Annotated in this window: 19 protein-coding genes and 1 tRNA gene; 9 read left to right on the forward strand and 11 right to left on the reverse strand. The window is 60.2% G+C overall.

Annotation, left to right across the window (positions count from 1 at the left end; genetic code table 11):
• Positions 1–69: 69 nt before the first annotated feature.
• Entirely contained in the window at positions 70–1,311 is a 1,242-nt protein-coding gene (locus CKALI_RS00940; RefSeq protein ID WP_156191526.1) for an aminotransferase class V-fold PLP-dependent enzyme, read from the forward strand.
• Here the strand turns inward: CKALI_RS00940 and CKALI_RS00945 are convergent.
• Both CKALI_RS00945 and CKALI_RS00950 read right to left on the reverse strand, forming a co-directional pair.
• Entirely contained in the window at positions 1,278–2,498 is a 1,221-nt protein-coding gene (locus CKALI_RS00945; protein WP_156191527.1) for a glycosyltransferase 87 family protein, read from the reverse strand. The two genes, CKALI_RS00940 and CKALI_RS00945, sit on opposite strands and share 34 nt — an antisense overlap.
• A 9-nt stretch (positions 2,499–2,507) precedes the next feature.
• Positions 2,508–3,449 carry an NAD(P)H-quinone oxidoreductase gene (locus CKALI_RS00950; protein WP_156191528.1) on the reverse strand — a complete coding sequence of 314 codons (942 nt, stop codon included), beginning with the start codon at positions 3,447–3,449 and terminating at the stop codon, positions 2,508–2,510.
• A 77-nt stretch (positions 3,450–3,526) separates the two neighbouring features.
• Here CKALI_RS00950 and CKALI_RS00955 point away from each other — a divergent pair.
• From CKALI_RS00955 to CKALI_RS00965, 3 genes are all read left to right on the forward strand, one after another.
• Positions 3,527–3,611: transfer RNA gene (locus tag CKALI_RS00955), tRNA-Ser, on the forward strand.
• Positions 3,612–3,744: 133 nt separating this feature from the next.
• Positions 3,745–4,314, forward strand: coding sequence for a hypothetical protein (locus CKALI_RS00960; RefSeq protein ID WP_156191529.1), 570 nt, complete (start codon positions 3,745–3,747; stop codon positions 4,312–4,314).
• Positions 4,315–4,339: 25 nt separating this feature from the next.
• A complete protein-coding gene (locus CKALI_RS00965; RefSeq protein ID WP_156191530.1) occupies positions 4,340–5,266 on the forward strand; it encodes a lipase family alpha/beta hydrolase in 927 nt (308 codons plus the stop codon).
• Here CKALI_RS00965 and CKALI_RS00970 read toward each other — a convergent pair.
• The 6 genes from CKALI_RS00970 to CKALI_RS00995 form a co-directional block, all read right to left on the reverse strand.
• Positions 5,263–6,504 carry an LCP family protein gene (locus CKALI_RS00970; RefSeq protein ID WP_156191531.1) on the reverse strand — a complete coding sequence of 414 codons (1,242 nt, stop codon included), beginning with the start codon at positions 6,502–6,504 and terminating at the stop codon, positions 5,263–5,265. The genes CKALI_RS00965 and CKALI_RS00970 overlap by 4 nt on opposite strands.
• Before the next feature lie 73 nt (positions 6,505–6,577).
• A complete protein-coding gene (locus CKALI_RS00975; RefSeq protein WP_156191532.1) occupies positions 6,578–7,543 on the reverse strand; it encodes a S41 family peptidase in 966 nt (321 codons plus the stop codon).
• Entirely contained in the window at positions 7,533–7,733 is a 201-nt protein-coding gene (locus CKALI_RS00980; RefSeq protein ID WP_156191533.1) for a helix-turn-helix domain-containing protein, read from the reverse strand. Before CKALI_RS00980 ends, CKALI_RS00975 begins: the two co-directional genes overlap by 11 nt.
• Complete coding sequence (locus CKALI_RS00985) at positions 7,734–8,273, reverse strand: hypothetical protein (protein ID WP_156191534.1); 540 nt, start codon at positions 8,271–8,273, stop codon at positions 7,734–7,736.
• Between the two features lie 82 nt (positions 8,274–8,355).
• Complete coding sequence (locus CKALI_RS00990) at positions 8,356–9,048, reverse strand: CPBP family intramembrane glutamic endopeptidase (protein ID WP_156191535.1); 693 nt, start codon at positions 9,046–9,048, stop codon at positions 8,356–8,358.
• A complete protein-coding gene (locus CKALI_RS00995; protein ID WP_156191536.1) occupies positions 9,038–10,162 on the reverse strand; it encodes an amidase in 1,125 nt (374 codons plus the stop codon). Before CKALI_RS00995 ends, CKALI_RS00990 begins: the two co-directional genes overlap by 11 nt.
• A 24-nt stretch (positions 10,163–10,186) precedes the next feature.
• Here CKALI_RS00995 and pheA point away from each other — a divergent pair, with 24 nt between their 5' ends.
• Positions 10,187–11,077 (forward strand): prephenate dehydratase, encoded by an 891-nt coding sequence (pheA, locus tag CKALI_RS01000; protein WP_156191537.1) that lies wholly within the window; start codon positions 10,187–10,189, stop codon positions 11,075–11,077.
• Positions 11,077–11,751 (forward strand): histidine phosphatase family protein, encoded by a 675-nt coding sequence (locus CKALI_RS01005; RefSeq protein WP_156191538.1) that lies wholly within the window; start codon positions 11,077–11,079, stop codon positions 11,749–11,751. Before pheA ends, CKALI_RS01005 begins: the two co-directional genes overlap by 1 nt.
• A 4-nt stretch (positions 11,752–11,755) precedes the next feature.
• Here CKALI_RS01005 and CKALI_RS01010 read toward each other — a convergent pair whose 3' ends face one another.
• The 3 genes from CKALI_RS01010 to CKALI_RS01020 are packed head-to-tail and all read right to left on the reverse strand — an operon-like array spanning position 11,756 to position 13,878.
• On the reverse strand, positions 11,756–12,103 hold the full coding sequence (locus CKALI_RS01010) for a metallopeptidase family protein (RefSeq protein WP_156191539.1): 348 nt from the start codon (positions 12,101–12,103) through the stop codon (positions 11,756–11,758).
• A complete protein-coding gene (locus CKALI_RS01015; protein ID WP_156191540.1) occupies positions 12,100–13,092 on the reverse strand; it encodes a septum formation family protein in 993 nt (330 codons plus the stop codon). Before CKALI_RS01015 ends, CKALI_RS01010 begins: the two co-directional genes overlap by 4 nt.
• A 33-nt stretch (positions 13,093–13,125) precedes the next feature.
• Positions 13,126–13,878, reverse strand: a complete 753-nt coding sequence (locus CKALI_RS01020) for a GntR family transcriptional regulator (protein WP_156191541.1) — start codon at positions 13,876–13,878, stop codon at positions 13,126–13,128.
• Positions 13,879–14,309: 431 nt separating this feature from the next.
• On the opposite strand from CKALI_RS01020, the gene serS reads away from it, so the two are divergent.
• The 3 genes from serS to CKALI_RS01035 are packed head-to-tail and all read left to right on the forward strand — an operon-like array spanning position 14,310 to position 17,365.
• A complete protein-coding gene (serS, locus tag CKALI_RS01025) occupies positions 14,310–15,569 on the forward strand; it encodes a serine--tRNA ligase (RefSeq protein ID WP_156191542.1) in 1,260 nt (419 codons plus the stop codon).
• A 4-nt stretch (positions 15,570–15,573) separates the two neighbouring features.
• The gene (locus CKALI_RS01030; RefSeq protein ID WP_156191543.1) at positions 15,574–16,545 is read left to right on the forward strand and encodes a lysophospholipid acyltransferase family protein; all 972 of its coding nucleotides are present in this window, start codon (positions 15,574–15,576) and stop codon (positions 16,543–16,545) included.
• Positions 16,535–17,365, forward strand: a complete 831-nt coding sequence (locus tag CKALI_RS01035) for an HAD family hydrolase (protein ID WP_407643755.1) — start codon at positions 16,535–16,537, stop codon at positions 17,363–17,365. Before CKALI_RS01030 ends, CKALI_RS01035 begins: the two co-directional genes overlap by 11 nt.
• Positions 17,366–17,452: the final 87 nt, after the last annotated feature.

The following is a 17,452-nucleotide window of genomic DNA, read 5'->3' on the forward strand; positions in this document are numbered from 1 at the left end:
ACACCCTTATGAGCCTAGCGGTCGCTGTATGCTTGTTCGGGTAAGCGGGTGCCAATCCAAGGAGTTTTTATGTTCGATGTCGCGTACGCGAGGGGCCAATACACCTCTCTTAGCGACGGTTGGACGTACCTCAATGCTCATATCCAAGCTCAGATTCCGGAGCGGGTCGGTTCGGCTGTGTCCACCGCATTCCGCACGTCAGCGCTTGTCGACGTCCGCAGCCCGGCCACGGGTTCCCATGCCAATTCTTCGGAGTTGCACCAAACCATAGGGGAGAGTCATCTCGCTGCCGCCCGATCGGCCATTGCCGACCTCGTGGGAGCTTCGCCAGATCGGGTTGTGCTGGGCCCCAATAAGCAGATTCTGATTCAGTCCCTTGTGACGGCTTTGCAGCCGCGACTGCGCCGAACCACGCAGATCGTGCTCAACCGGATCGATCCGGAGAGCACCACCGCACCATTTATGCAGTCTGAGGCTTCGGCGGTGTGGGCGGAGCCGGATCTTGGTACCGGCGAGCTGCCAGCTTGGCAATATGACGAGGTGGTTAATGGATCCACTCGCCTTGTGGTAGTGCCTGCTGCCCATTCCTTGATCGGTACGGTGATCGATGTCGCCGCTATCTCGGAAATCGTGCGCGCAAAGTCCCGAGCATGGATGTTCGTCGATGCTTCTGCCTTGGCACCGTACCGAGCCATCTCCATTGACGAGTGGGGTGCCGACATCGTCGCGGTTGAATTTGCGCCGATGGGTGGCCCGCAGATGGCCGCGCTCGTGTTCCGCGACACCTCGATGTTCCCGCTGCTTAAGGCGGTCAATGTTGAGGCGGATTCCGGTAAGGCGGGCAAACTCGAGCTGGGTGCACTGTCCACCGGCCTGGCCGGAGGCCTGACTTCCCTCGTCGAGCACTACGCTGGCTTTGCCACTACTGGTGGCACCCGCGCCAGCCGTCTCCAGCAATCGATGGCAGAAGTGGACCGCTACTGTCGCCAGCTCACCCGACACCTGATCAATTCGCTAGTGGGACTTCCAACCGTGCATGTGCTGGGGGTGTCCGGGGAAGCCGCAGGCAAGGATGCTATCTATCTCGATCGCGTGCCGCGCGTGACTTTTATGGTGCCTGGCGTCCCCGCGGTCACCGTGCAGCGGCGGCTTTTGACCAATGGCCTGGTCACGGATTTGTGTCCACACGATCCGTTGCTGGAAGCGATGGGCGCCTTTGAAGAAGGCGGTGCCATCACCATCGGCCTGGCGGCGTACAACACGATGAACGACGTGGATCAGTTGACCCGGGTGCTCGCTTCGCTCGCTTGATCATCAAGAGCTGGGACCGGGGCGGTTGCTTCACGTCGCCACCACAGCACCGTCAGTACCAGCAGCACGACCATGAGGATGTTGCGGGTAGCAAGTGCCAGAGTCGGCATGAAGTCCGGGTCGTTAGTCATGAGGCTGTCGTAATTGCCCGGGTAAACGTACTGCGTGAGCCACGTAATCGCGAGCACGACTACTGCGTTGATCTTGGCCAAGCGATTCGGCGTAAAACACAGGATGACCGCGGTTATTGGCGCGAGCCACACCATGTACTGCGGGGAAAACACCTTGTTCGTGACCAGCACGGCCACGATCAGCACCATCGCCAAAGCAATTGCTTCCGAGGAGCGCCAGGTGTGTCGGAACAGGCGGCGTAGCACTACAGCCGCCGCGAGCAGCACGGTCAGGTACAGGGCAGCACTGGCGACGCTGGTTGCGGTGTCTACGCCGGGTCCGGTGATCTCAAAGCTTTTCGACGCCGCGTAGCGAATCTGGTACCCGCCGCCACCTGTGGCGGCGAGCACGATGAATGGCGTCGCAGCAATTGACTCGATCTGCAATCCGCGCTCGGCCTGGTAATCCAGGGGAGAAAGGAGCCTGTCGAAGCCCTGTGTGGTGATCGTTACCAGTGCCATGGCCGCCATCGACCCGACAAAAACGCCGATGCGTAGCCAGGACTGTTTGCTCTTCCAGTGGCCCACCAAGGACGCAGCTAACACGCCCGGCCACAGCTTCATCATCGTTGCTGCCGCGAGGAAAGCCGCGGATACCTTGGGATGACGAGCCAGCAGATAGGCGAACACTCCCACGAGGAGACCTGGAACGAGGTCTAGTCGGGTGAGGAAAATCGGACCGACGACGAAGCCGAACAGCACCCAGAAGATGCCCGCCAGGTAGTGCTTGCGGTGAATCAGGAGAGCAAAGAACAACAGGTCCAGGCTGAGGATGAAGCCAACATAATATTGCTCGATGCTGGCCTGATTGTCCGGGGCGAACAGGTCAATCACACGAAGCAGCCAGAGGTTTGCCTCGGGGTACTCCTTCAGGGCCTCACCGCCCTGCTTTTCGTTGGCGAGTTCACTGAAGTAGTAGTGCACGTCACCAAAGATCCAGCGCTGCGGGCCGTAGGTCTGCTTGACCAGTAGCCATCGGCTAGCAGTCCAACCTAAAAGGAGTAGAAGAAAAGGCACCCTTAGATACTAGGCCACGGTGAGTACAATCTTCCCGGTGACTTCGCCTTCTTTGAGTAGCCGATGCGCCTCGGCGGCCTGATCGAGGGGAACAGTGGTGCTGAGCTGGTGCTTGACACGCCCGTCAGCAATCATCGGCCACACCGTCTTTTCAGTATCGGCGACGATGCGTGCCTTGTCTGCTAGATCTCGGGCGCGCAGCGCCGTAGCGGAAATGCTTCCGCGCTTGGTCAGCAGCCTTCCGATATTCAGCTCACCCTTCACGCCGCCCTGCATACCGATGATGACCAGGTGTCCATCCATGGCTAGAGCCTTGATGTTTTGCTCCAAGTACTTCGCGCCCATGATGTCCAAGATCACGTCGCACTTGTTTTTCATCACCTCGGCGAAGTCTTCTTCCTTGTAGTTGATGAGGATGTCCGCGCCAAGTTCCTCGCACAACTGGAGCTTCTCCTGGCTGCCGGCCGTCACAGCAACCGTTACCCCCAGCGCCTTAGCGTATTGGATAGCAAAAGTGCCGATGCCTCCGGCGCCGCCGTGGATCAGTAGTGTGTCGCCGGCCTTTAGACCCGCAAGCTGCATGTTCGAGTGCACGGTGCAGGCCACCTCCACGATGGCGGCGGCCTCGGTCGTCGACAAGCCCTGCGGAATGCTCATGAGCTGCCCTTCCGGGACTGCGACATATTCCGCATAACCACCGCCGGCGAGGAGGCACGCCACCTGCTCGCCCTTGGCTCGTCCGGTGTCGCCGGGGTCGGCGATCTCGCCGGCGCACTCGAGGCCCATAATTTCGCTCGCGCCGGGAGGCGGTGGGTAGTGACCGGCGGCCTGCAGCAAGTCGCCACGGTTTACCCCGGTGGCATGTACCTTGACCAGCACTTCTCCTTCCTTGAGCTCAGGGGCGGGAAGGTCGGTCAGGATGAGTCCGTCATTGATTTCGATAGCTCGCATGACCCCAAGACTACGCAAAATAGCTATTCGGCAAGGGGATACGATATTATTTCTTGCACTGCCGTTTGGCAGCATGAGGAAGTATGGCAGAGCGGCCGAATGCACTGGTCTTGAAAACCAGCGATGGGAAACTATCCGGGGGTTCAAATCCCTCTACTTCCGCAAGTAAAGCCCCATGATCCATGGGGCTTTAGTGCTCTTATTTAGCAAATCTGCTTTTTCCCTGCATCGAGTGTGTGGTGCAGCCTACAATTACTTTCGATAATCACTGTCGGTAGCGAAGCGGGGTGTCTCGGTGTGGAGGAAACGCCACGGCGCGTTCGGTGAAAATGGCCTTGCGGGCATCACCGCGCTGGCGCTGGTGATTTACCTCGCTTCCCGTGCTGTGAATTTCCTGTGGGCGGGCCGAGAAGTGTTCATGCTGGTAGCCATGGCTTTCGCAGGAACTCTGGTGTGGTTGTGTTTTCTGCTGTGGTTCGCTCGAACAGCGCCCGTCGTAGCTGTCTTGGCGTTCCTGGCATACGCGGCGAGCCGCCTCGTGCGAATTGAACAGTGCGGCGTGTACTGGCTCGATGCGCGTTCATATTATGCGCACGACGGCACCTGGCCATTGGCCGAAATGCTGGTAGCAGTGGCGTTCGGTCTGCTCACCTACGCGCTGTGGCGCACTCATGAGGTGCCCCGCCCGGTGTTACTGCTTTTTATTGTGTACATCGCGGTGACACTGGTGCGCGCCATGGTGGTCGATTCTGTCGATATCGGCACCCACGCGGAGCTGACCTTCTTCCGAAACCTCTCCGGCGGATTGTGCTATTCCTATCTCGTGGCCTACTTCCTCGTGGAATCTCGCACCGTGCGAGGCTAAGGGCCGAATAGGTTATGCTGAGCGTGTGAAAAAAGCGCTCCTTCTTGCTCTTATGCTGCTGTTTGGGGCCACCCCGGCGCACGCCGTGCCGACCCCCTTTACGGACCAAGGCTTTCCGACGGGCGGCACCGGTGGCATCCACCCACTGCCCGCAGCCGCCGCGCTGCAGGAGGTTTTCCAACCCGGGCTGGTCCCAGTTGGTGCCAATGATTTCTCCTGTCAGCCCGCCGAAGGACAGCGCCCAGTGGTGCTGATCCCTGGCACCACGGGCAGCGCCTTCAATTCCTTCTCTGCCCTCGCACCCGCGCTGAAGGCGGAAGGGCTGTGTGTATACACCTTCAACCACAATCCGCTGGGGTTCAGTTCGCAGATTAGCTTCGCTGGTGACATCGCTGATTCGGCGAGGATGCTGGGGGAGGTCGTCGATAAGGTGCGTGCGGAGACCGGCGCCGAGCAGGTGGACCTAGTGGGATGGTCGCAGGGTGGCGGGCCGCTGCCGGTGTATTACATCAACAAGCTGGGTGGGGCGGAGAAGGTGCGCAAGGTCGTCGGGATCATGCCTTCGCACCATGGCACGAACTTCTGGCTGGTGCACGACTATGCGCAGCGCAATCCGGCCGTTCGTGCGGACTTTGACAACCTAGGCACCGCGGTGAACGGGCTGGCGCTGGCTCAGCAGTTGGCAGGTTCGGCGTTCATCGAGGACCTCTACAGCGAACCAGTGCGTGCCGAGTATATGAACATCGCCACCCAGTACGACCAAATCGTGCTGCCGTACTCGAACTCCTTCTTGGAAGGCGCGGACAATCGCCTGGTCCAGGACTACTGTCCGGGGCGGCGCACCACGCACTTCAATGCCACCTACGATCCCGTTGTGTTCGCACTGGTCCTGGAAGGTTTGACCGGTGTGGCTCAACCTAAGAACTGCGCCACGCCACCGCCACTGGGTTAGCGCAGAGGAGCGAGGAGTGCCTCAGTGCCCGCTTCATCCCACAACACGACGGAACCGACTGCGGTGTCGGCAAAACCACCCAGCGGGATCGTTTCCGTACGCACGCCACTCTTGAGCGACAGCGCCACGCGGGCCAAGTGCCATGCGTGATCTTTTTCGCCCACGATGAACGCGGAGCCCGTCTTGGAAATCAGCGGGATGGTGCGGAACGGATTCACGATCGTCGCAGGAGAGGTCGCCTTATCCATCAGGGCGGAGAAGAACTTGCGCTGTCGCTCCACACGATCCAGGTCGCCCATTGGCGTGGCGCGGGTGCGGACATAACTCAGCGCCGTCGGCCCATCCATCTTTTGGCAGCCGGCATCGAGGTACAGGCTGATGACATCGTCGGCAATCGGCTCATCGACACAGATCTCCACGCCACCCACCGCGTCGACCATCCCAGCGAATCCGCCGAAGCCGATCTCGGCGTAGTGATCAATGCGCAGACCAGTGCTCTGCTCCACCGTCTGGGTGAGTAACTGCGGGCCGCCGATAGTGAACGCCGAGTTGATCTTGTCCTCGCCATGGCCGGGGATATTCACGTAGGAATCGCGCGGGATTGAAATGAGCGTCGGCTGCCCGCTACGCGGAATGTGCAGCAGCATGATGGTGTCCGTGCGACCAACTCCAATGTCGCCACCGGTGTTCAGCTCAGCGATCTGATCTTCACTCAGCCCCTGACGGGAATCGGAGCCGACCAGCAGCCAGTTGGTGCCCGCGGTGTTCGCGATGCGGTCGTCCGGAAGCGCCTCCACCCGGGTGAGCTTGGTGTCTGCCCAGAGGAATACGCCCGCAAGCAGCAATACCGCGACGAGCAGAAGGGCGCCTACGCCACGCAGGCAGCCGGGCGCTTGTCGACGCCGCGTCGGCCGGTACCCCTGCTGCTTGGGCGCTGCCGGTTGCGGCCGTTGTGGCTGTGGCCGCTGTTGTGGGGTTGGCCTGCTCGGCGGAATATACTGGCGGGCTCGCTCTTGCTGTGGCCGCGACTGTGGTGGTCGTACCTGCTGGGGTCGTTCCACGCGAGGCATATCGGTGCGGGTGCGGTCATCCAACGGTTGTTGCCGCTCCTCGCGCCGGGGGCGACGCTGGGGCGGCTGCTGCCTTTTTGTGTTGGGACGTTTGCGCACTGGGCGACCGTAGCGGTCCAAGATTGGTTTGCCGTTGCGGTCGCGTGCGATGTCGTCGCCGTAAGTCATGCATCTATCATGCCGAACTTCCGGCTGCGAAGTGTTGTTCAGGTGGTGTTTTGGTGCACTTGCGGCCCAGAAACTAGGAACATTGGCGCTCAGCGAGCCACTGCATAGCTTCCTTCTCGGCGTCGTCACTGAGGACATCCGGCTGGATCGGATCTTCGTTGAACTCTTCGCCGGTGCGTGCTCGGTCCTTGGCGGTGGTGAGCATGAGGGCAGCGCCGTCGTAGAGATCGATGACTACGTTGGCGGAGGCAAATCCGGCAGTTGGGGCACCGAAGCTCTGGGAGTTGGGCAGGCCGCGGAATGCGAGCATCGTTGCTTCCCCAGAGGACGCGGTTTTGTCGTCGACAAGCACGGCAACCGGGACATCCAGCTTGCCGCCAGAGGTGGTGGTGGGAGTGCCGCCGCCCTTGACGGAGTTGCCCTCGACTTTGACCGGGTTGGCGCCGAATGGGCTCACGAATTCGAGGACGGTGCCGTCCGGGATGAGCGGGGAGAGGCCGGCGAGCATTGGTCCCATGTCTCCGCCGCCGTTGCCCCGCAAGTCAACGATCGCGCCGCAGGTCGGCCCGTCGAGGATCCCCGTGCTCAAAGTGTCGGCGTATGTTTGTCCGTATCCGCCACGCCCTAGCTCGGGGACCTTTGCGTAGACCACTCCGCCACGCTTTTCGACGACCGGTGCCTCCGAATTCTCCTCCGTGCTCGGCTCGTTGTTTTCAGGGGTGATCACGTTGGAGTGCTTCCCGCCAGCCACTTTGATGGCGGTGCGCAGGATCTCGTAGGTGTCTTCGTAGCTTTTGGCCTGCTTGAGGTCCTCTTTCGCCTGCTTTTTAGCAGCTTTGAACTCATCGCTGTTGGCGTAGATTCCCATCGATTCCATAACTCGGAGGGCGTCGGCGCCGTACTTCTGTGGCGAAGGCTTGATGAGATAGCGGGTCTTGGCGGTGAACACGCCGGTGAGGGCTGGGCCGTAGATGTAGCCGACGGTGGATATCGCGACGAGGATGACGGCGAAGATCGGGAGGATGATTTTACGTAACACTGAACAAATCTCCTGGTTGACAGTCGAGGGCTTCGCAGAGCCCGACGAGGGTGGAAAAACGGACGGCTTTGGCGCGGTTGTTCTTTAGTACCGAGAGATTGACTGCAGTGACGTCGACAAGCTTGGCGAGCTCCGCCAACGTCATGCCTTTTTCTTCGAGGATTCGATCAAGATGGCAGGTGACCTCCATTTAGATCAAACCCTCCTGATCTTCCTGCAGCTTGACGGCCCGGGTCAGAGCGACCGCCATCATCGACAAAACCATCATGAGGATGTACATCGGGATGAAACCGGGGTCATCGATGCCGTTAGGGAGGGTGTTATTGTCGACGCCTTGCGTTGCAGAGACCCAGTTATTGCCCATGCCCTCAAAGAATTGGCCGCCGATGTATGCCAGCGCTGCCCACGAAGCAATCTTGAAGTAGCGCACGTTTTTGGCGATAAAGAAGTCGCTCGCTAGGAAGCCGCGGGTGGCGAGCATCAAGGTCACGCAGATTGTGATTGCCGCGATTGTCTTGGTGGCAAAGGCAATGAGGAAGATTGTGAGCTGGCCTTGGTTGAGCTGGTCCAGCGGAACGTGGATGCTGTTGACGCCCTCCATGAGTAGGCCGATCGGGGAGGTGAGCTCCTGCCATGCGATCAGCCGGAAGACGGCAATTACGGTGATCAAAAGGATGAATGCGAAGCCGAAGGTGCTGGCGCTGATGTCCCAGCGGGTTTTCTTATCCATTGTCCTGCTCCTTGTATATCGAGTTTCGATGTATCGACTTTCATTGTATCGAAATTCGATATGGAGTCAAGGGGTGTGCCGGTTATAGCAGTTGATAGCCCACAAACGCCACGGCATCAATCAGGAAATGTCCGAGGATGAGGGGCCAGATCCGGCCATAGCGGTGGAAGAACCACCCGTACACCAGGCCCATCACGATATTGCCGAAGCCGGCGGAAACGCCCTGGTAGAGGTGATAAGAACCGCGGAGCACTGCAGTGCAGGCCAGGATCACCCAAAGGGGAAGCTTTAGTTGCTTCAGCCGGGTCATCAGCCAGCCGACCACCACGACCTCCTCGCCGAAAGCGTTGGCAAAGGACCAGACGAGTAGAACCGGCACGCCCCACCAAGATTCAAAAGCGGAAGGGATGACCTCCTTGGTTAGGCCAAAGTGCACGGCGCCGAAGTAAAACGCCAGGCCGGGAAGTCCGATGACAGCCGCCAAACCAGCCCCGGAGAGCCAATCCCGCCACTGCAACTTCGGCAATCGAATCCCGTCACCAGCCAGCAAGAACAGCGCTAGCAGACCCCAGCCGACCAGCACTAACGCGGAACACAGCTGCAAGGAATAATCGAGCCAAAGAGACTGTGCCATTGGCTTGTTTAGGGTCACTGACTGCTCGTTCAGCGGCCCTGCTAATAGCGAATCCACCAGCCGGAGAATGGAACGAATGCCGCTCATCCCGAAGGTGATCAAAAGGACGATCCCGATCTCCCGGCGAATCCTAGGAGCCATGAAGTTCCTCCGCGAGCGCGAGCAGCTCCGGCACGGACGCCCGAATCGCGCCCAAGTGAATGGACCGTCCGCCGAACGGGATCGAAATGCCCGCCCATCCCGTGATGTTAAACAGGGTGCACCACGGTGTCCAGCGGGTTTGCTCGTCAAAGTCCTCCCGCGGCGGCAGCGCCGAGAAATGTCCAATCTTCGGCGGATCAAACGCTAAGGTCGGCGTGAGCAGGATGTCGATGTCCCAGGCCCGCCGCACTACGTCGCCCAAGGACATGCACTTTTCGACGGCCATCCCCTGCTCACCAGCGGTCAACGCCTGCCCTTCGCTCCGCAACCACTCGACAATCGGGCTGGCCTCGCCCTCAATCTTCCGGCACATGCCTGACAGCATGGTTTCGAAGGCCTGGAAGTAGGTCTGGTCGTAGGCCGGACTGACGTCGACCACGTCGTGGCCCAGGTCAGAAAGTGCGTTCGCGGCTTCCACACAGGCGTTGAGCCATTCCGGGGCGACAGTGCCGTCACCGTGCAACGGCTCGAAGAGCACGCCGACCCGCAGTGGGCGTGCTTGCAATGGAACAGCGTGCATCATGGCCTGATCGGCCACCGTCTTTGTGATAAATCCCTGCGCGGTGAGTTTGCCACCGGCATTGTTGTGGGGTGGTTTGAATCCGACCACCCCACAGGCCGCTGCTGGAACTCGGATGGAACCGCCGCCGTCGGAGGCGTGGGCGATGCGCACCAGGTCCCGGGCGACGGCGACGGCGGCGCCACCGGAAGATCCGCCGGGCGTATGCCCAGGCCATACCGGATTATCCACGGCAGGCATTCCAACCGGTTCGGTGTATGCGGTCATACCGAGCTCACTCGTGGCGGTCTTGCCCACGATCCGCGCCCCGCGCGCGACCAGCGACAATACAAACGGATCCGAGGGTTCCACCACTTGCCGGGTTATAGAGCCATAGGCAGTGGGCATGCCGGAGACGGGCATCAAGTCTTTGATGGGGAGGAGGAGGCCGTTTAAAGGGCCGTCGATAAGCGGCGGCAGCGTGTCGGTGACGTGCACGAACCCGGACTCAGCTGGGGTGAGCGCACTAACGCGGGAAAGGAACTCCTCAAACATATATCCAGACTAGGGTAGGTAAATATGAGCATTACCGTTGCCTACCTCGGTCCCAAGGGTACCTTCACTGAAATGGCTGCGTTGCGCCTGATGCCGGATGCGGAGCTGGTGCCAGTAGGCAGCCCCGCTGAAGCTATCGCGGCAGGTACTGACTTCGCGGTCGTGGCTATCGAGAACTCGGTCGACGGGCCCGTCACCCCGACTTTTGACGCGCTGGCCAGCGACGACACCACCCAGATCTATCGGGAAACCGATATCGAGGTGGCGTTTTCTGTGCTGCGCCGAGGTGATTCGGGAACCAAGACGTTTGCCACGCACCCGGTCGCCTGGCAGCAGGTCAAGGGCTGGGTCGGCGAAAACCTTCCTGGGATCAAGTTCGTGCCGGCCAGCTCTAACGCTGACGCGGCTCGCATGGTGGCTGAGGGGGAAGCGGACTACGCTGCGGCCCCGGCCCGGGCGGCGGAACTGTACGGGCTCGAAACGGTGGCACAGGATATCGCTGATGTGAAGGGAGCGCGTACGCGATTCGTGGTCGTCGGCAAGCGTGGCAAGCCCACCGCGCGCACCGGCAATGACCGCACCTCTGTCGCCTTTACCCTGCCCAACGAGCCGGGATCGCTCGCGCGCGCACTCAACGAGTTCGCACTGCGCGGCGTGGACCTCACCCGCATCGAATCCCGCCCGACGCGCACCAACTTTGGCACCTACCGCTTCTACGCCGACCTCAAGGGGCATATCGATGACATCCCCGTCGCCGAAGCACTCCGCGCCCTGTATCTGCACGCCGAACACATGCACTTCCTCGGCTCTTGGCCTGCAGCCACCGAACCGGCGGGCGATACTGGCACGGATGTCCTCGCGCGAATCGCCGCCGCTGATACCTATGTAAAACAACTTCGAACCGGAGACTATTAATGGGACGCATCATCCTTCTGCGCCACGGCCAAACCTATTCCAACCTGCAGCGCATCCTCGACACCCGACCACCCGGCGCTGAACTAACCGACCTTGGTCGAGAACAAGCCACCACTGTCGGCCTCGAACTCGCCGAGCTGTGCGGCATTGGTCACGGTAACTTCGGCCGCATCAGCACGCTGATTTCTTCCATCGCGATCCGCGCTCAACAGACCGCTGTTCATGTCGCAGCCTCGCTGGAACGCGCCGCCAGCCTGCCCAAGGACAGCATGCATATCGACGTCCGCACGGGCATACACGAAATCTCGGCCGGTGAACTTCAGGGCGCGCAAGGTGAAGAAGCCGCCGCCCTGTACACCGATGCCTTCCGCGGCTGGCTCGATGGTGATGCCGACGCCCGCCTGGACAGTGGCGAAAACTACCTCGAAGTCCTCGAGCGATACCAGCCCGTTCTCGAATCGGTAGTGGCTGATCTGGGCGAAGACGAGGATGCCATTGTCGTTTCCCACGGCGCTGCCATCCGCGTCGTCTCCACCCACGCCTGTGGCGTGGACCCCGACTTCGCCTTTGGTGCGTACCTTCCCAACTGCCGATTCGTCATCCTGAACCCACAGGACAAACCATTCGGGCAGTGGAAGGTCGAGCGCTGGGCAGACTCCGCAGTTCAGCTGTAAGTACTTAGCCCCAGCCTAAGCGGTGGAGTTCCTCGTCATCGAGCCCGAAATAGTGGCCGATTTCGTGGATGACGGTAATTTTGACTTGCTCGACGAGTTGTTCTTCGGTGCGACAGTAGTCCTGTAGTGCACCTCGGTAGATCCAGATGGCATCGGGCAGGTGCGCTGAGTAATCCGCGGTGCGGTCGGGGAGTGCAACGCCTTCGTAGAGGCCAAGGATGTGGGGGCCGTCGGGGTGGTAGTCCTCAATCAGGATCACCGCGTTTTGAAGCCTGCTGAGGAGCTCGGGTGGGACTTTGGCAAGTCCGAGGTCCACGAGCTCCTCAAAGCGTTCTTCGCTGACCGAAATCATGGCTGGCGGAGCGGATTTCGGGTTGGCTGAGGTGGCGGTGCAGCACCGTCGATAGTGAATGGTCCCTTGGCGGAGCCTGCGAGGACAGAGAAGCTGCCTGCCCGGTTGGGCTTGAAGAGCGCGCAGTTCACGGTGTGTGAGCCGCCGATCCACGAGTTGGTATTGATGGTGGTCCAGAACGGCTGCAGGGTGGAGTTATAGAGAGCCTCGTCGCCACCGAGGAAGCTCTGGGCCGCCACAGTGCATTCTTGCTGCAGGAACTTGTCCTGATCTTCGACAGTCGGGACACCCTCAGGGAAGTGCTCCTTGAGGTTCACTTCCTTAGTGACTTCAAACGAGTGATCTTGCGCGCAGTCAACCGTGCGGGTGGAACCGGAGGCGTCGACAAGCACGCAGGTGCCGGCGGCGTGTGCGCGTGACTGGTCTTGCTCGGTGGCGCGGCCGGAGGTCTTCATTGGGATGCCGTTGTCGCCGGCGACCTGGACACCGCAGAGCATGGTGCGGTCGCCCGCGTTCCACGCTTCGGCAGGAGGCAGGATCGGGGCGATGGAGTAGCGTCCGAGTGGATCGAACTGGCCCTTTAGGTATTCCATGGTGGGGCCTTTGCACAATTCTTCGCGAAGCTGCGCCTGACGCGTGATGTCCGGTGCTGGTGCCTTTGGCCCGAACTCAGATGACGGGTACGCGGCCAGGTTTTCACGGGAGGCGACCTCGTAGCGGTGCTCGCCGGCGCAGTCGGTTTGACCGAAGTTGGTAAACGTCCCGTCTTCGGCAATATCCCAGGTCAGACAGTTGCCGGTGTCCGCAGTGGTAAAGGGTGCGGCCTGCAGTGTGGTTTCGCCTCCGCTTGTCGACGTCCCATTGCCGCCCCCACTTGTTGCTTGCTCGGTCTGGTAGGAATAACCACCGATGCCACTGCCAGCGACGAGTGCCGCGACCAGCGCAGAGCGCACGGCCGTGGAGCTTCGCCAAGAATTGTGTCTAGTCATTTGTTCTCATTGTGCCTAAAACCAGGCTCAAAGTCACAGAGCGGCACGAGTTACATGCGTTTTAAGTGTGTAGCGATCGGTTCGGTAGAGCGAACTGCACCATTCCACGGGCAAGCCGTTCGACTGGGACTGGCGCACGATCTTCAGTAGTGCAGTACCAGGCTCAACGTCGAGCAGCTCTGCCGTTTCGGAAGTGGCGTTGACAGCAGTAGCGGTCTGGATCGCATCGGTGATCGGCACGTTGTACTCGGTGCCAAGGATCGCGTACACCGAATTGTAGACATCGTTTTCTAGCAGGTCAGGGACGAACGCGGAGTTATACCAGGCATCGTCGATGGCGTAGGGGACGCCGTTGCCCAGACGCAGCCTCCTGAGATGGGTATGTGTTGCGGCGGAATGGAAAAACTCTGCGATGGTGGCCGGCGCTGTCGCCCGCGCAGACAACAGAATCTTGCTACTCGACTGCAGCTGCTGCGCTTCCATTTCCTGGGAAAACGAGGCTAGGTGCAGACGTGATACCAGTGGACTCGGCGCTACAAAGGTACCTTTGCCACGGGCGCGTTTTAGGACCCCGCTGGCGACTAGGTCACCGATAGCGCGTCGCACAGTAATGCGTGAGACGCCATAGGTCTCCTCTAAAACTCGCTCGCCTGGAAGCATGTCCCCAGGTGAGAGCTTCGTCGTGCATAGCTCCTCGAGGATCTCCCGGAGTTGGGCATGCTTGGGCTTGGAAGGGTCGTCAAGTGTGGTGACGGGTAAGCCGGAGGCACTGCTGAGGCCAGTCATACTTCTAACCATACGCGCTACTGGTTATGACCACCGAACGGGGTGGTGAGGTGATCGTCACAGTGTATTGGCGGCCAGTTGGTGCCGGATGAAATTTGGCTAGTCGGGCAGGATTTCATTCCCACCCGTCACACTCTGGGGCTTGTTTTAACTACTGTGAATGAAATTTGGTGGAGCGGGTGAATTTTCATTATTGGAGCACTGCTTCTAAGGGGGTGGTGGGTAAACCTCATCCCGTCACCCAGGTTTACCCAGCGATTGGGCCGATTTAGTGTTGGATTGGTGGGTAAACCTCGCCCAGTAGTCCAGGTTTACCCAGCTGTTCCAAACCTTCGCCCGAGGACGAACCCATTGCGCATCCAACAGAACCGAAGTGTCAACTACCCAGGTAGCCCCTCCAAAAGCAATGCCCATGCGCTAGTGTTGACTTCGTGATTGATCTCAAATTCCTTCGTGAAAACCCTGATGTCGTGCGTGCTTCCCAGGTCACCCGTGGGGAGGATCCTGAGCTTGTCGATAAGCTCATCGCTGCTGATGAGGAGCGTCGTCAGGCGATCTTGCAGGCTGACCAGCTCCGCGCTGAGCAGAAGGCGTTTGGCAAGAAAATCGGCCAGGCGTCTCCGGAGGAGCGTCCAGCGCTGCTGGAGGGTTCCAACGAGCTGAAGGCCAAGGTTAAGGAAGCTGAGGCTGCGCAGAACGCGGCAGAGCAGAAGGTCTACGACCTGCAAATGCAGCTGTCGAACGTGGTCGTCGGCGCCCCTGCAGGTGGCGAGGATGACTTTGTGGTGCTCGAGACGATCGGTGAGCCAACCAAGTTCGATTTCGAGCCAAAGGATCACCTGGAGCTCGGCGAGTCCCTCGGCTTGATTGACATGGAACGCGGCGCAAAGATCTCTGGCGCTCGTTTCTACTTCCTCACCGGCTACGGCGCGATGCTGCAGCTCGGCATGCTGAACCTGGCTGCGCAGAAGGCGATTGCCAATGGCTTCCAGCTGATGATCCCGCCAGTACTCGTGCGCCCAGAGGTGATGCAGGGAACCGGCTTCCTCGGCCAGCATGCCGATGAGATTTACTACCTGGAAAAGGATGAGTTGTACCTCGTCGGCACCTCTGAAGTCGCGTTGGCTGGCTACCACCAGGGCGAGATTATTGATCTATCCCAGGGGCCGAAGCGCTATGCAGGTTGGTCTAGCTGCTTCCGTCGCGAAGCTGGCTCCCACGGCAAGGACACCCGCGGAATTCTGCGCGTGCACCAGTTCGACAAGCTGGAGATGTTCTCCTACTGCAAGCCGGAAGAAGCGGTGGCGGAGCACCAGAAGCTGCTGAACATGGAGCGCGATATGCTCGCTGCCGTTCAGGTGCCGTACCGCATCATCGATATCGCTGGCGGTGACCTCGGTTCCTCCGCGGCACGCAAGTTTGATACCGAAGCGTGGGTCCCGACGCAGGGAACCTACCGCGAGCTGACCTCTACCTCGAACTGCACCACTTTCCAGGCCCGTCGCCTGCAGGTTCGCTACCGCGATGACGAGGGCAAGGCGCAGATCGCCGCAACCCTGAACGGCACCCTGGCTACCACCCGTTGGCTGGTAGCGATCCTGGAAAACAATCAGCAGGCTGACGGTTCCGTCGTGGTCCCGGAAGCATTGCGCCCATACGTGGGCAAGGAAGTACTCGAGCCGATTAAGTAGAGCCATGAATCTCAAGGATTTTCGTCGCCACGGTGCCATCTACCTGCCCAAAGGTTATTCTGAGCCTGCCAAGCACGCGGAGGCATCGGAGCCGTTTTACGGCGCGATCATTAAGTTGGTCGCCCAAATGCTGCGTGCTCAGGGCATCAAGGTCTACATCGAGGGTGCCGAGAACATCCCGGCCGAGGGTGCGGCGTTGATCGCTGTCAACCACACGGGCTATTTCGACTTCATCTTGAGCGGTGTGCCTGCGAAGATGCGGGGCGGCCGGTTGGTCCGTTTCATGGCCAAGAAGGAGATATTCGATACCCCGGTAGTCGGCTGGATGATGCGCAAGATGCGCCACATCAGCGTTGACCGTTCCGCAGGGGCAGAATCCTTCGATCTGGCGGTGGAGAAGCTTCGCGCTGGCAATTTGGTCGGTATCTTCCCCGAGGCGACGGTGTCCCGCAGCTTCGAGATCAAGGAGCTTAAGACAGGTGCCGCCCGTATCGCCGCTGCTGCCGATGCCCCGCTGATCCCGCTGATCTTGTGGGGTTCCCAGCGTATTTGGACGAAGGACATTCCGAAGGATGTCGTCCATCCAAACGTTCCGATTTTGGTCCAGGTTGGTAAGCCTCTAGAGCTCATCGGTGATCCTGACGTTGATACCGACCTGCTGCACACCACGATGATCGCGATGCTTCGCGATGTCCGCACCAAGTACGACGCCGCCTTCGGCCCCTTCGGTCCGGGATTGCCATGGCGTCCTGAGTCCATGGGCGGAAGCGCGCCAAATCCTGAGCGCGCTGCGCTGCTGGCGTTGGAGGAGAAGGAGCGTCGACAAGCCGCCCGCGAGCACAAGCGCGCCGAAAAGCTGCGTCGCCTGGACATGCGCGCTGATCGTAAGGCCATGGATGTCCTGCGCTCCCGCGGCTGGTTCGGCCGGATGAAGGCGCGCGTGACCACGGCGATTGAAGCGCGACGTGATCGGTGAGCCGCCGCTGCTGATCGCCAGCGACGTTGATGGCACGCTTATCGACGACCGGGAGCGCATCCCGACCGTCGTGCGGGCCGCAGTTCGTCGTGCCATTACTGCGGGGACAGTGTTCGCACTGTCTACCGGCCGGCCGCCACGTTGGATCCACCCCGTCTTGAGCCAGTTGGCGCTGAAGCCGGTGTGCGTGTGCGCCAACGGGGCGATTGTTTACGATGCTGCCACTGACACGATGCTTGACGTGCAGAATTTAGCTCCAGAGGCGCTGCGCGCAGTGGCTGACATTGCGGAAGAAGTTTTGGCTCCGCACGGCGGGGCTGGCTTCGCGGTAGAGCGGGCGGGGGAGTCTGCCTGGGCGCCGGAAAACGAGCTGTTTCTGGTGTCGCCGAATTACGTTCCGGCTTGGTTTTCCGAGGACAATGGCATGGTTCCGCTTGATGAACTGATCGCCCAGCCCGCCATCAAACTTTTGGTCCGAAATGAGCACCTTACGTCCGCGCAGATCTTTGACCTGGTGGCCCCGCGCATCCCGGCAGATCTGGCTCATGTGACGTTTTCCGTGCCCGATGGGCTGATCGAAGTCGCTGCCCCCGGAGTGACCAAGGCGAGGGGAGTGCAGTTCCTTGCCTCTCGCATCGGTGCAGGTCCAGGGGATGTGGTTGCTTTCGGTGACATGCCAAACGACATTGAAATGCTTCAGTGGGCTGGCCTTGGTGTGGCCATGGCCAACGCCCGGCCGGAAGTGAAGGCTGCTGCAGACGAAGTGACACTGTCCAACAATGAGGGCGGCATTGCAGCAGTCCTCGAGCGCTGGTTCTAGTACCTACCGTCACCTACCGCGAAAAATAGCCCGGCTCCGAAACTTTCTACTGCTTGAAAGTTCCAGAACCGGGCTAGATTTTTTTTG

This window comes from Corynebacterium kalinowskii (assembly GCF_009734385.1).
In the GTDB taxonomy this organism is placed as follows: Bacteria; Actinomycetota; Actinomycetes; order Mycobacteriales; family Mycobacteriaceae; genus Corynebacterium; species Corynebacterium kalinowskii.

Bases quoted from the DNA above. Each gene is read 5' to 3' on its own strand.
- CKALI_RS01010 (WP_156191539.1), bottom strand. From the start codon at position 12,103: ATGATTTCGGTCAGCGAAGAACGCTTTGAGGAGCTCGTGGACCTCGGA.
- CKALI_RS01005 (WP_156191538.1), top strand. From the start codon at position 11,077: ATGGGACGCATCATCCTTCTGCGCCACGGCCAAACCTATTCCAACCTG.
- CKALI_RS00950 (WP_156191528.1), bottom strand. From the start codon at position 3,449: ATGCGAGCTATCGAAATCAATGACGGACTCATCCTGACCGACCTTCCC.
- CKALI_RS00980 (WP_156191533.1), bottom strand. From the start codon at position 7,733: ATGGAGGTCACCTGCCATCTTGATCGAATCCTCGAAGAAAAAGGCATG.
- CKALI_RS00995 (WP_156191536.1), bottom strand. From the start codon at position 10,162: ATGTTTGAGGAGTTCCTTTCCCGCGTTAGTGCGCTCACCCCAGCTGAG.
- CKALI_RS00990 (WP_156191535.1), bottom strand. From the start codon at position 9,048: ATGGCTCCTAGGATTCGCCGGGAGATCGGGATCGTCCTTTTGATCACC.
- CKALI_RS00940 (WP_156191526.1), top strand. From the start codon at position 70: ATGTTCGATGTCGCGTACGCGAGGGGCCAATACACCTCTCTTAGCGAC.
- CKALI_RS00985 (WP_156191534.1), bottom strand. From the start codon at position 8,273: ATGGATAAGAAAACCCGCTGGGACATCAGCGCCAGCACCTTCGGCTTC.
- CKALI_RS01015 (WP_156191540.1), bottom strand. From the start codon at position 13,092: ATGACTAGACACAATTCTTGGCGAAGCTCCACGGCCGTGCGCTCTGCG.
- CKALI_RS01020 (WP_156191541.1), bottom strand. From the start codon at position 13,878: ATGACTGGCCTCAGCAGTGCCTCCGGCTTACCCGTCACCACACTTGAC.
- CKALI_RS00970 (WP_156191531.1), bottom strand. From the start codon at position 6,504: ATGACTTACGGCGACGACATCGCACGCGACCGCAACGGCAAACCAATC.
- CKALI_RS01030 (WP_156191543.1), top strand. From the start codon at position 15,574: ATGAATCTCAAGGATTTTCGTCGCCACGGTGCCATCTACCTGCCCAAA.
- pheA (WP_156191537.1), top strand. From the start codon at position 10,187: ATGAGCATTACCGTTGCCTACCTCGGTCCCAAGGGTACCTTCACTGAA.